At 71.2% G+C, this 12,688-nt stretch carries 13 protein-coding genes and 1 riboswitch; of the genes, 1 reads left to right on the forward strand and 12 read right to left on the reverse strand.

The window, feature by feature from the left end; genetic code table 11:
• Positions 1–25 precede the first annotated feature (25 nt).
• The 12 genes from AB0C21_RS27695 to AB0C21_RS27750 form a co-directional block, all read right to left on the reverse strand.
• The gene (locus AB0C21_RS27695; protein ID WP_500208082.1) at positions 26–1,198 is read right to left on the reverse strand and encodes a phosphopentomutase; all 1,173 of its coding nucleotides are present in this window, start codon (positions 1,196–1,198) and stop codon (positions 26–28) included.
• Positions 1,195–2,367: an alanine racemase gene (locus AB0C21_RS27700; protein WP_500208084.1), complete on the reverse strand. Its 1,173-nt coding sequence runs from the start codon at positions 2,365–2,367 to the stop codon at positions 1,195–1,197. Before AB0C21_RS27700 ends, AB0C21_RS27695 begins: the two co-directional genes overlap by 4 nt.
• Positions 2,358–3,449, reverse strand: a complete 1,092-nt coding sequence (locus tag AB0C21_RS27705; protein ID WP_500208085.1) for an aminotransferase class I/II-fold pyridoxal phosphate-dependent enzyme — start codon at positions 3,447–3,449, stop codon at positions 2,358–2,360. The genes AB0C21_RS27700 and AB0C21_RS27705 overlap by 10 nt, the downstream gene beginning before the upstream one ends.
• On the reverse strand, positions 3,446–4,375 hold the full coding sequence (locus tag AB0C21_RS27710) for a phosphotriesterase family protein (protein ID WP_500208087.1): 930 nt from the start codon (positions 4,373–4,375) through the stop codon (positions 3,446–3,448). Before AB0C21_RS27710 ends, AB0C21_RS27705 begins: the two co-directional genes overlap by 4 nt.
• Position 4,376: 1 nt before the next feature.
• Positions 4,377–5,765 (reverse strand): YhfT family protein, encoded by a 1,389-nt coding sequence (locus tag AB0C21_RS27715; RefSeq protein ID WP_500208089.1) that lies wholly within the window; start codon positions 5,763–5,765, stop codon positions 4,377–4,379.
• 37 nt (positions 5,766–5,802) lie between these two features.
• A complete protein-coding gene (locus AB0C21_RS27720) occupies positions 5,803–6,162 on the reverse strand; it encodes a DUF2620 family protein (RefSeq protein WP_500208091.1) in 360 nt (119 codons plus the stop codon).
• Entirely contained in the window at positions 6,159–6,536 is a 378-nt protein-coding gene (locus AB0C21_RS27725) for a PRD domain-containing protein (protein ID WP_500208093.1), read from the reverse strand. Before AB0C21_RS27725 ends, AB0C21_RS27720 begins: the two co-directional genes overlap by 4 nt.
• 24 nt (positions 6,537–6,560) lie before the next feature.
• Positions 6,561–7,490, reverse strand: a complete 930-nt coding sequence (gene yhfZ, locus AB0C21_RS27730) for a GntR family transcriptional regulator YhfZ (protein WP_500208095.1) — start codon at positions 7,488–7,490, stop codon at positions 6,561–6,563.
• A gap of 189 nt (positions 7,491–7,679) precedes the next feature.
• Positions 7,680–8,441 (reverse strand): hypothetical protein, encoded by a 762-nt coding sequence (locus AB0C21_RS27735; RefSeq protein ID WP_500208097.1) that lies wholly within the window; start codon positions 8,439–8,441, stop codon positions 7,680–7,682.
• A gap of 195 nt (positions 8,442–8,636) precedes the next feature.
• Positions 8,637–9,305: a CHAP domain-containing protein gene (locus tag AB0C21_RS27740; RefSeq protein ID WP_500208099.1), complete on the reverse strand. Its 669-nt coding sequence runs from the start codon at positions 9,303–9,305 to the stop codon at positions 8,637–8,639.
• Positions 9,306–9,318: 13 nt separating this feature from the next.
• Positions 9,319–9,484, reverse strand: a riboswitch (cyclic di-AMP (ydaO/yuaA leader).
• 338 nt (positions 9,485–9,822) lie between these two features.
• Positions 9,823–11,097, reverse strand: coding sequence for an MFS transporter (locus AB0C21_RS27745; protein WP_500208101.1), 1,275 nt, complete (start codon positions 11,095–11,097; stop codon positions 9,823–9,825).
• A 136-nt stretch (positions 11,098–11,233) separates the two neighbouring features.
• Positions 11,234–11,686 (reverse strand): SUKH-3 domain-containing protein, encoded by a 453-nt coding sequence (locus tag AB0C21_RS27750; protein WP_500208103.1) that lies wholly within the window; start codon positions 11,684–11,686, stop codon positions 11,234–11,236.
• Positions 11,687–11,689: 3 nt separating this feature from the next.
• Between AB0C21_RS27750 and AB0C21_RS27755 the strand changes: the two genes are divergently transcribed.
• Positions 11,690–12,574, forward strand: coding sequence for a hypothetical protein (locus AB0C21_RS27755; RefSeq protein ID WP_500208105.1), 885 nt, complete (start codon positions 11,690–11,692; stop codon positions 12,572–12,574).
• Positions 12,575–12,688: the final 114 nt, after the last annotated feature.

Genomic DNA, 12,688 nt, shown 5'->3' on the forward strand with positions numbered 1-12,688 from the left:
CGAGCGGTGTGAGGGCGTCCTCGGGTCAGGAAGGGACGCCCAGGGCTCGGGCGGCTGCGAGGGCGATGTTGGACAGGCTGGTGGCGTCCGGCAATGCCCGGGGTCTCGACGGCGACCCCGGGGCGTGGCTGAGGACGGGGACGAACTCCCTGGTGTGGAACGGGTGGCCGATCGTCGGATCGTTGCCGTGGTCCCCGGTGACGATCAGGTGGTCGCCGGGGCGCAGGGCATCGAGGAGCGGGGACAGTCCGGCGTCGATCTCCTGCAGAAGCGACGCGTATCGGTGGGCGTCCTGCTGGTGCCCGGCCAGGTCGGTCTCCTGGACGTTCGCCACGACGAGAGCGCTGTCCGTGCGGGTGAGGGCCGTGAAGGTCTCCTTGAGCACTTCGGCGGTCTCGACGGCCGGGCGCCGCACGGCGTCCGGGCACACGATGATGTCGGCGGCCTTCCCGACGAGGGTCACCGGGACGCCCGCCGCGGCGGCGCGCGAGGGAAGCTGGCGGGTGTGGTCGATCCGCACGCCGAGGTGGGCGACCTCGAGGCCGTCGTTGACGTAGAAGCCCGAGGCGGGGGTGTCGAGGCCCGCCGTGCCGTCCGCGCCCGACCGGACGGAGCGCAGCAGCGGTTCGGTGCTGCGACCGCCGACCGCGATCACCCGGGCGGTCGGGGCGACGCCGCGCACCGTCCGGGCGATGGCGAGGACCTCCTCGAACGGCAGGTCGTCCAGCCGGGCGCTCACGTTCCAGGTGAGACCGGGATCCGCCTCCAGGTTGTCGCCGACGACGGCGCGCCCGTCCACGAGGAGGACGGGCAGGCCGTCCAGGGCGCGCGCCTCGTGACCGGCCGACCGCAGGGCGGACGCGACGGTGTCGAGGTGGTCGGCGAAGCGGGCGAGGGCCGTCCCGCTCATGTCGGTGCCCATCATGGTCTGGTGGCCGGCGAAGGTGTCCGCGCCGGGATAGCCCAGGGCGGAACGTCCGGCGGCCGCACCGGGGAGGATGGGGTGGTCCAGGCTCTCGTGCGGGTGCAGCAGTGCGAGGCCGAGAGCGGCGAGTGCGGGAAGGCGTGGAGCGCCGCTCGCGGCGTCCAGGACGTGGCCGAGGGTGTGCGCGGCGGCGTCGCCGGGACGGAGGGCGGCGGCGTCGGGCATGGCGCCGACGCCGAGGCCGTCGATGACCAGGATGACGGCGCGGCTCACCAGGGCCGCCCTTGGGAGTCCGCGAGGCCGAGGAGGCGAGGCTTGCCGGAGGCGACGCCCTGGACGGCGCCGACCGCGCTGCGGGTCACGAAGATCTGCGTGCGGAAGGCCAGGACGACGGTGTCGCCCACCCGGAGCGGCGGTCCCGAGGACGGGGCGCCTAGCAGGCGGTAGTAGTCGATGTTCTCGGGCGGCGCGGGCTCGACCGGGAGGGTGAGGGGTTCGCCGATGCCGGGGAACACGAGGGCCTCGTCCGGACGGCCTCGCGGGTAGAAACCGCCGCCGAGGATCGCGGGCCGGCCGTCCGGCAGAATGTGCGCGATCTCGGAGACGTAGACGAGCGCGGGGATCTCGGGCTGGTCGAGGTCGGCGGCGTGCAGCGGAGTCGTCCCGGTGAGGGCATGACCGGGCTCCCCGTGCGTGACACCGTGGGCGGCCAGCAGGGGGATGCTCGCGGCGGCCGTCACGCTGGGCGCGCTGATCGAGCGGATCGGCGACCCGGCCGCGGCGAGGCGGGACCTGGCGGTCAGCAGGGTCCGCAGGTTCGGGGTCGGGGTGATGGCTCCGGCCGACTCGTCGTAGAGCAGGCAGGGGAAGGAGGTGACGCCCTCAAGGGAGACGGCGTCCAGGCCGCCGACCTCGGCGGCGAACTTCTCGATGTCGGGCAGGGGGACGCCGCCTTCCTGACCGGGGTAGATGTGGTCGGTCGCGGCGACGACGCGGGCCAGGAGCGGCTGGGTGATCCCGAGACGGGCCGCCGCGGCGGAGACCGCACGGGCCTGCTCTACGCCGAAGACGGTGACGTGCTCGGGGCGCCACGACAGCACCTCGTCCACGGCGCCGATCGGAAGCTGGACCAGGTGGCCGACGTTGCCGAGCCGCGCCCCGGCCCGCCGGACCGCGTGGGCGTCGCGAAGGTCGATGGCGGCGGCGTCCGGCAGGTGCCCGGCCACCGTCCTGATCACGTACGGGTTGCGTCCCACGTGCTTGAACACCGGCCACAGCCGGACGCCGTGGGCGGCGGCCACGGCTGCGAGCGCGGCGGTGTTGGCCGCGACGGCGTCCAGGTCGACCAGATACGTGTCGGGCGGGACGCGTCCGTCGCGGTGGAGCCCGACCGCGGCGTCCACGAGCCGCGGGTTGCGCGTCGTCGTCGCGGTCAGGAACACCGGATCTCCCTCAGCGCGCTGCCCAGGATCCTGATGACGAGGTCGGCTCCGGACCGCATCGGGTTGATCCGGATCGTCCAGTCGGCCAGCTCGGGGGAACCGGCCAGGAAGGTCTCGGAGAGGCGGTAGAAGAGCGGGGCGATCTCGTACCGGGAGTTGGACCCGACCGGGTAGGGAGCCGCCCCGTACCCGGCCGCGGCCTCGATGACCTGCCGGGCGACCGGGGCGTCCAGCCGGACGAGCACGCACCGGTCCTGGGCGTTGGCGATGCGCACCTGCGCCACGCCGGGCACCTCGCCCGCGCCGAGCCGTTCCGCGATCTCGGTGATGGCGGCGGACTGCACGGCCCACAGGACGGGGACGTGGGTGAGCGCGCGCAGGGCGTCGAGCGCCTGCGGTCCCTGGACCTGCCCGCCGCCGGAGTAGTTGTCGGCGTGGATCCGGTCGACGAGGTCGTGCGAACCGACGACCAGTCCGACGCCCTCGGGCCCGAGCAGCTTGAACAGCGACAGCGCCGACGCCTCCGCCCCCATCTCGACACCGGCGCGCGGCGTGCGGAACGCCGCGTAGTTGTCGTCGACCAGGGCCCGCACGCCCAGGTCCGCGTACCGGGCGATCACCTCGGCCGGATCGTAGGAGTCCTCCGGGCGCTGCCGCGAATGCTGGATGTAGACGTAGGAGGCCGCGGCCTTGGCGGCGGAGGAGTTGAAGTCGGTCTCGACCAGGTCGAGGCCCATCGAGCGGAAGGCCGTCGCGGTGGTCGCGTAGGCGGGCGCGGAATGCACGATCAGGGGGTCGCCCGGCTCCAGGGCCGCGGTCAGCATCGCCCTGATCGCGCCGCTGCCCGCGCCCTGGACGAGGACCGCGGCCGGGGCGCCGAAGAAGTCGGCCAGGGCCGCCTCCGTCCGGCGGGTGGCGTCCGGCCGCCCCCACCGGGGGGTGACGCCGACATCGGCGGTGAACAGCTGCCGCCCGTCGAAGTGGTCCGCCACACATTCCAGGAGCCGGAACTGCCGGGCCGTCGCCTCCTCCAGCGAGACGGTCGGCAGCGGGTGGGTCTCGCGCAGCTCCGGCGCGGTCATCGAGCCTCCCCCGAGGTCAGGAACCGGATGGGATTGTCGTGCAGGATCAGGCGCAGCGCCGGCTCGCCGACGCCCGCCGCGGCGAGCCGCGGCACGAAGGAGTCGAAGACGGCGCCGTACCCGCCGCCGCCGTTCGCCTTCAGGTAGCCGGCCCTGGAGACGTCGTTGCTGAGCAGCAGCCGGTCGGCGTGCCCGGCCTCGATCAGGTCCAGAGCCCGCCGGAGCCGCACGTCTTCGCTCTGGTAGGACGACTTGCCGACCGTGTCGAACGCGACGTACGCGCCGGCCTCGGCGAGCTTGCGGTGGGTCGCCGCGTCGTCCAGCAGGTCCTGGTGCCCAATGCTGATCCGGTGGGGCGCCAACCCCTCGGAGGCCAGGACGTCGAGCTGGACGAGCCCGCCTCGGCCCAGGTGGGCGTGGGTGGCGACCGGCAGCCCCGAGCGGACGGCGGCCGAGGCCGCGGCGCGGAGGCAGCGCTCCTCGTCCCGGGAGGGCCGCTCGCCGCCCGTGCCGACCTCGCCGATCACGCCCGGCCGGATCCCGGTGCCGTCCAGGCCGTCCTCGACCTCGGTGAGCAGCCGCCGCGCGAGGTCGGCGGTGCTCGCCCCGGCGACGTAGGACGGGTGGAAGGCGCCGTGGTAGAACCCGGTCGCGGCCACCACCGCCACTCCGGCCCGCTCGCTGATCCGGGCGAGCGCGGCGGCGTCCCGTCCCATGCCGAGGCAGGTCAGCTCGACCACGACCGCCAGGCCGTGCGAGCGCCGCAGCGCCGCCAGTTCGCCGCCGACCGCCGCCTCGTCGTCGAGCGACGCCGCCGGATCCGGTGCGCGTCCGCGCGGCCCGCGCAGGTCGAGGCGCAGGTGTTCGTGGACGAGCACCGGTCCAGGCGGTGCCGGGACCTCCCCGAGTACGGTCCTCAGCCTCATGTCAGCCCTTCAGCGGAGTGAACAGGTCGAGCCAGTGCAGGACGTTCAGGACGATGCCCGCGACGACGACGGCCGCCGGGCCCGCCGCGAGCCGGACGATCGGCCGTCCGATCGACTCGTTCAGCAGGTAGAGCCCGCCGACGAGGGTGATCCCGAGGCCGCCGCCCATCTTCGCGGCGGCCGCGATCGCGCCGAACAGGATGGCGATCTCCAGCGTCTTGCCGATCGCGCTGCGCAGGTGGTCGGAGGCGTCCCGGATCGACGGGAGCATCGTCAGCCCCTTGCCGATGTAGGACAGCGCGAGGACCTCCACCGTGAACAGGACGGCGCCGCCGACCGCCGCCACGGCCACGTTCGGCGCCAGGTACGCCAGCGGGTAGACGAAGGTGAAGCCGACGGTCTGGTACGCGCCGCTGGCCAGCGCGGTCGTCGCGATGAGCGGCAGGAAGCCGAACGCCCGGTAGAAATCGACCTGGGCGGCCTCGCCGTAGTCGCCCTTGGCCACCAGGAAGCTCGTCGCCTCGCCCCCGCCGAAGATGTGCATGTTGACCATCGCGGCGAGGACGGCGCCGAGCAGCGCGAACCAGGGCAGGTGCCGGCGCAGCCGCTCGGCGTTGGCCCCGAACAACGAGGCCATCGGGTCCGCGGCGGGCTCGTCGTCCGCCTTGTCCTCCAGCGGGATCCGCGCGGCGCCGGGCGCGTCGGCCGGCTTCGGCGGGGCCGCGGCGGCGCGCCGGGCCCGCAGGTCCTTGGCCAGGGCGAAGCCGAGCAGCATCAGCACGCCCGCGGCCATGGCCAGCGCGCCCGGGAACTGGTCCGGCCAGACCTTCATGGAGACCACGACGATGGCGATCTCCACGGCGAAGGTGACCGCCCCGCGCACCCGTCCGAACTGGCTCGCGATCGCGATGACGGGGAACAGCAGGAACAGGAAGAGGATCGGCGTCGCCATCTCCTGCATCGCGGTGAGGAAGTCGACCGGCAGGTCGTGCGCCGCGTTGTTGGCCCCCGACAGCCCGAACACCACGACCGCGCCCCAGGCCCCGCCCAGGATCGGCGCCAGCCAACGGCGGGGCGCGAACAGGCCCAGGATGTCGGTGGGCAGGAACAGCAGCCACGGGTTGAGGACCCCCGTCGACAGCGCCATCGGGGCCCCGAGCCCGAAGACGAAGCCGGCCGACAGGCCGAACGACACCGCGGTCATCTCGCCGCGTCTGGTGTTGCCGCGGATGAAGTCCAGCAGGAAGGGGCGGGCGCCGTCGTTGAAGACGGCGAGCGCCATGTTCGAGATCAGTGCGGTGAGCGCGCAGAGGGCGATGACGGTGAGGCTCTGCGCCAGGGAGAAGTCGAGTTTGTCCGCCGCCGCGGGGGTGTAGAGGGCATAGGGCATGGCTGCCTCCGAGGGGAAACTGGTCAGAACGGGCCGGTCACCCGTTCCGCCGCCGTTCGTGGATGGCCCCGGCGAGGATCGGGACCACCTGGTCGATCTGGTCGATCGAGAAGCCGAAGGCGACCCTGCCCTCGGCGATCGCGGCTTCGGCGTCGGCCTCGGCGGCCTGCCCCCGGCCGAAGGTGAAGCACCGGGCCGCGCCGAGCAGCCCGACGAGCACGCCCAGGGAGCCCCCGGCCCCGGTGTGGCACGTTCCGATGTAGTAGTCGGCCTGGCCGGCCATCAGCCGGGTGGCGGCGTCCATGTCGTTGGTCACGACGACCTCGAAGCCGCCGAGCTCCTCGAGCCGCTTCGCCACGTCGACCTTGCCGACGCCCCCCACCAGGATCTTCGTCATCGCATCGCCTCTCGTTGTCGTAGCAGGGCCAGGTGCAGAGCGAGGAAGCGGACCTCCTGACCGGGCAGGACGACGTCCAGCGCGGACTCGGCCCGCTCCGCCAGCGCCGCCGCCTGCTCCAGCGCGTCCGGGTGGCCGGCAAGCTCCGCCCGGACGGTCTCGTCGGCGGTGAACTCGGTCAGCGCCCCGCCGTCGCGGGCGCGCTGCAAGGCCAGGAGGAGATGGCTGGTCAGCGTTCCCGCGCTCTCCTCGGTGATCTCGCTGCCCGCCGCGTCGAGCACGTCGAGCTCGGCTCGTACGAAACGGCAGATCTCGGGCGCGACCTGCCCGGTCCTCTCGAAGATCTCCAGCCGCTCGGCCAGCTGCCGGTCCATGGGACGGCCTCCTGTCAGGGTGAATCAGTACGAAGGCAGCCGGTCGCCGGACAGCACGGCCTGCTGCGTGCGGGTCACGAGCTCGGCGGAGAGGCGGTCGCGCACGGCTTCCAGGGCCGGGGAGTCGCCGGCGCGGACGGCGAGGACGGCGCGGGAGTTCCGGTCCGCGAGGCCCGTGGAGGTCACCTCGTCGAACGGGATCGTCGTGACCTCCTCGTCGATGTGCTGGTGGACCTCGTCGAGGTTCCACACCGTCGCGTCCACCTCGCCCCGGCGGAACAGCTCACCGAGCTGCATGTACGACGTCTCGACGTACCGGACGGGCCGTTCGGCGAAGACCAGCCGGGTGAGGCGCTGCTGGTCGGCGGAACTGGTGTCGACGGCCACGGCCAGGCCCGGATCGTCCAGCGACGTGCCCGCCCGCAGCAGCACGCCGTGCGCGCCGACGAACGTGCGGGGGCCGAGGTCGGCGAGCTGGGCGATCGGGCAGTCCGCCCCGAACTCCTCGAACGCCAGCCGGGACACCACGATGAGATCGACCTTGCCGGCCAGCAGCGCGTCCAGCCGGGCCTGCGCGCCCCGCATGAACGTGAGCGCGAACGGGATCTCCGCATGCTCGAACGCCTCCCGCAGCCCGGTCGCCAGCCCCTCGTAGCGGCGCGAGTACGGCAGCGGCATCGCGGCGAGCATCGTCCCGAGCCCGGCCAGCTTCCACAGACCGGTCCGGTCGACGGCCCGCAGGTACGTGCCGAGGTGCCCGCGCGCCTCGGTCTGCACCGCGCCCGTGCTCTCCAGCAATTGCAGGGCCGCCTGCACCGTGCCGTTGCCGACACCGAGCCGCTCCGCATAGTCGCGGATCCTCGGCAACCGCGAATCCGGCTGCTGGTTGAGCAGTTCGGCTGCCAATTGCCGGGCGGCCATCCCGTTCCGCGTAAGGAACCGTGCGTCCAACATGGACGGAACAATAACCAGGATCCTGTACAAGCGCAATGGGTGACGGCAACCGCCGCGAGACAGTCCGCCGACGACGGCGGCGCTGCCGGCATTTCCTGCCCGGACATGACGGACCCCGCTCCCGTCCGAGGACGGGAGCGGGGTCTGTGGCGAGGATCGGGGGGCTGGGAGGGATCACCCGGACGGGGCTCAGCCGAGGGGCTTCGGGGCGCCCTTCTTGCCGGGGCCGTGGCCCCAGGACAGCACCTCGTACTTGACGCCCTTCAGGTGGCCCGCCGAGGTGCCCGTGTCGTACTTGCTGTTCGGCTTCTTGCCGTCCACCAGGTGGCGGAAGGTGTAGGTGTCGAGGTCGAGCATGACGCCGCGGTGCGACGGCTCGCCCGGCCCGCGGTCCCCGACGAAGCCGGTGACGGTGCGGTCCTTGTAGGACACCCTGACCTTGGTGTGCATGGGCCAGCTCGGGCTGGCGAACAGGCCCTTCTGCATCGGCTTGCCGCCGGCGGGGGCGCCGGTGTCGCCGTTCACGCCCGAGCCGTCGTCCCAGAAGTAGGACGCGGTGGTGCTGCCCGACAGGACGGCGTGGCTCTTCGGAGCGCTCTTGCCGGTGGCATGGCGCGGTGCCTTCGCGTCGTGCTGCCCGGACACCGGCTGCCCGGTGACCTGCTTCCCGGTCACCTGCTTCGCGGTCACCGGCTTCCCGGTCACCTGCTTCCAGGTGACCTGCTCACCGGTCACCTGCTCCCCCGCCACCGGCTTCCCGGCCATCTCCTGACCGGCGACCAGCTGGCCGGTCATCTGCCGGCCGGTGACCTGCTGGCCGGTGGCCTGCTGGCCGCTGACCTTGTGCGCCGTCGGGCTGTCCGCCAGGGCTCCCTGGGCGGTCCCGACCGCCACCCCCGCGACGAGCGTGCCGGCGAGGGCGGTACTGATAAGGGCGACTCGCTGCTGCATGTTCATCCTTTGCTCGGTGGTCCGGGGCGCCGGGTCGCGCCTTCGGGCGTGTGGGGCTCGCCGTTCGGGCATGACGGACCCGGCGCACGGCACGTGGGCGTGCTCGCGACGTGGGTGTGATCGCGCGGAGGGATGGAGAAAGGGGGGAGCACCGCTGGACGGTGCGGGGCTGGGGGGCCGCTGAGCGGCCCGGGCTCACCGGTACTGGGGGTAGCCGTAGCCGGCGACGGTGGAGGTGTCGCGGACCTTCTGCTTCACCGCGTCACCGGTGTTGCCCTCGATGGTCTTGATGGTGCCGTCGTGGTTGTCCTTCACGACGATGCCGACGTGCTCGACACCCTTGACGCCGCCGCCGTTCCAGGCGAAGAAGACCACGGCGCCGGGCTTCGGGGTCTCGCCGAAGCGGCCGGTCTTCTTGAACCACTTGGCGTGGCTGACGGTGTAGGCGTCGGCGCCCATGCCCTTGGTGCCGGTGTTCTGGCCCAGCCAGGACACGAACATGTCGCACCAGGACTGGCCCTTGTAGACCGAGGCGCTCTTGGCACCGATGCGGTGGGCGTTCTGCTCGCCCAGCGGCGAGCCGGCATACCAGTCGTTGAACTTGCTGTTGCCCGAGCCGTCCTCATGGGTGCCGACCTGCGTGCGGGCGAGCTTGATGACGTCCTGCGCGGAGGCGCCGACCTCGGCGCTCTGGCCGTCGGCCTTGGACGCGGGGGCGGCCTGCGCGGCGTTCGCGGGCTTGGTGTCCGCCTGGGCGGACGGGGCCAGGGAGGTGATCCCGAACACACCTGCCAGGGAGAGGACGGCTCCGGCGGTGACGCGGGCGCCCATGCGCTTGGGCATGCGGATATTACGAGCGGTCATGCAAGGTTCTCCTGAGTTCTTCCAGTCCGCCTACCGGGTTAGCTGTCGGGTTCGGGCGTGGAAGTGGCCCTACCGCGGCCCCGCGCATGGCGGGGGTGCGGATTCACCCCGGTGTTTCGGTGGGTCCCCGGCTCCGCTCGGCCATGATCGGCTCTCTGCGGACTCGGCGGCGGACGTGCCGTGATCGGCCGTCCTGATGATCAGGGACTCGATGCGCCCTTCATGATCTGGTCGGGCGCTCCGTACGGGCTTCCCCGTCGGTTACACACTCCCAACAGGTTCAAGCGACCCCATATTTCGTCAAGCACGCCCCAAAAACCCGCCCGACCTGCAAAGCCACCCCAAAACCCCCTAAACGCAAGGCCTCCGGCCCAGTCAAACCGAAGCAAGATTCTTTTCCGTCCGCCACCCCGTGGCGCCGCGGCCGTCACCGAGGTCCCTCCCGCGCCGGAGCGTGGAGCCCTCATCGATCAGGCGCGGGCCGCCGACCGGTCGCAGGATGACGGTGGTCCGGTGGTCAAACCGGCTGCACGGCGGCGTCCGGCTGACGGTGGAGTCGCTTGGTCCGCAGCAAGGGCCGGGCGAGCAGTGGCAGCATGCACACCGCGGCCGTGGCAGCGGCGGCGAGCATCGCTGCTCGCAGGCCGAACGTGGTGCCGACGAGTCCGGCGGCGGCTGAGCCGATGGGGAGCGTGCCCCAGGTGAGGAAGCGGTGGACCGCGGTCGCGCGCGTGGCCAGTTCCGGCGGCGTGGCCAGATGCCGGATGGTGATGGCGTTGACGGCGAACATCCCCTGGCCGATTCCGTTGACGAACGTTCCGGCGGCCAGCAGCACGCCCGGCCAGGGACCGGCGGACGCCGCGCCGATGGCCAGCCCGAGCACCGAGGGCACGCCGGCGATCGTCAGGGACGGCCCGATACCGAAGCGGTCCGCCATGGAGCGCGCCAGCAGACCGCCCAGCGGGAATCCGCTGCCGCCGACCCCGAGAGCCACGCCGAGCAGCCAGGCGTCCAGGCCGAGGTGCTTGACCGCGAACACCGCGAGGAGGGAGTCGTACATGGCGACGCCGAGGTTGTACAGCGCGCCGCAGACCATGATCGGCCGTAGCACCGGATGCCGCGCCACGAACCGCAGCCCGTCAAGGACTTCCCGCCGCAATGGACGCCGTTCCACCGGGACCGCCAAGACCGGGTCGCGCTGCCCGATCAGTGCCAGGGTCAGCACGCTGACGAGGTAACTACAGGCATCGGTGAGCAGCGCCCGAGCGGCCCCCATGCTGCTGACGATGACCCCGGCGATGCCCGGGCCGACGAGCAGCGAGGTGGACTCGGAGACCGAAAGCCGGGTGTTGGCGGCATGCAACCGCTCGTCGTCTGCGATCAGCGTGGGCGTGTAGGACTGGTAGGCCACCTGGAAGAACACCATGCCGATCCCGGTCACCAGCGCCACCAGCAGCAGATGCGGCAGCGTCAGCACGTCCAGCCAGGCCGCCACCGGCAGCGACAGGACGGCCAGGGCGCGCATGAGGTCCGCGCCGAGCATCGATCGCCGCATCCCCAGCCGCGCCACCCAGACCCCGGCCGGCAGCCCGATCAGCAGGAACGGCAACCTGCCGAGCGCGGCGAGGACGGCGATCTCCATCGTGCCCGAGTGCAGTTCCTGCAGCGCGGCCAGCGGCAGCGCCAGCAGAAAGACCTGGTCACCGACCAGGCTCACACTCTGCCCGGCCCACAGCAGTCGAAAGTCTCGCCACGACCGGCGGGCGGACGAAACGGGGATCTCACACGGCATCGCACCAGCATCTTGGCCGCGCCCCCACGACAGAAGTGGCGCAAATGCCAACGACCGCTAACATCCCGCCACCCCCGACCTTCCCTCCACTCCCCGGCTCCAGCGGCCCGGGGCCCTACATGTTCAGAAGGAGGAACTATTCGATGAATTTGATAGGCGCTAGATGGCGACAAACATTCCAAATCGCCTCGCGTCCATCTCCTCCACAGAGAGACAAAAACTGATCTATCCCGCCGAAAACCGCGCCTGACGGAGACATCAGCAAGAACCAGTGGTTGGATGCCGCAATCCCTACAGGGCACAACGAAAATCCCGTTCGCTGCTCGTACTCTCGCACTCTGTCGCCATGGACTGCATACGTAGCCGCCGCCGCGTTGAGAATCAAATCGTGAAACCCTTGGGTCGCAATCCTGCGCGGATACCGAACGGACAGTCCATCAAAGCTAGAGACAAAATCTAGCGCAGCCTCCGAAGCAGCACATCCCGCTCTGGTCCAAGCCTCTACAGCTGGAGCGACATCCACTTTCCTTTCGGGAAACCAGCCAGACGCTCCCAGGAGCGCATTCAACTGCTCTTCGCTAATCTCCATCAGTTGGCTACCTTACGCGCATTAGCCCAAAAACATCCGACACCCGCGCAGCACGAAGACCTGGACAGGTTGGACCCCAGCCCTGGAGTGGGCCAACTCGCTGCCGGGGTCATCATCGCCGAGACCGGCGGAGACATGCGCCACCGAGACTTCTGGTCGGGCTCCCACCAGGAGCGGGTGTGGCCGGTCTTGGCGCTCGGTCTGGCGCTGCTGTCGGGCAGCGCGGTCCTGTGGATCCTGACCGCCGGAACTCAGACCGGTCACGGCGGACGCGGCGTCGTGCAGACCCTTGTTCTGGCTCTCCTTGCGCTGTTGCTGCTGGTCGCCCTCATCACGTTCCTTGGCGGGGCCGCCGGCCGCGGGCACCGGTACCTTACGGAGCTGCCGCCTTGGAGGAATCTGCTTCAGGACGCCCACAGCATCGCCGCGATCGTCCTGTTCACCATCCTCCCCACCGAGTACATGATCAACAATGTGGGGCTGTGGGACGGGCTCAAACTCGCCCTGCCGCCCGCCCTGCTGTTCGCGGGCGGCTGCATCTGGGTGATGAGCGCCAACCGGAACTGGCCGGAGATCGAAGCGAGACGACTCTTGCCTCCAGACACCGCTTCCGCGCTGCTCACGGACATAGGGGATCGATCCTGGCGAAGATTCAGGCTTGACCTGCACACTCAGTGCACTTATCGCACCCGGCCCGTAACCACGGAGAACTCCGAGGAATTCGTCAGGGCCCTCGGCGCGCACACTCGCAACCAGAACCGGATCGCCGCGGCGATGTTCATCTTGCCGCTGGTCGCCCTGCCAATCGGCGTCGGCCTGTTCTTCGAGAGCGGCCAGTTCGGCCAACTGGCGCGCCACCTGGCTCGCGGCCTGCGCGATGGAGCATGAGGCCGAGGTCGCGACCAGGGTCCGGTCGCGCGGGGCGGTCACGACAACCGTCCTTCACCCTGGGCGAATGCCCCCCGCCGATGGTCTGCTCACACTGGTCACAGGCGAGTTCGC

The sequence above is a fragment of the Spirillospora sp. NPDC049024 genome (assembly GCF_040649235.1).
Lineage (GTDB): Bacteria > Actinomycetota > Actinomycetes > Streptosporangiales > Streptosporangiaceae > Spirillospora.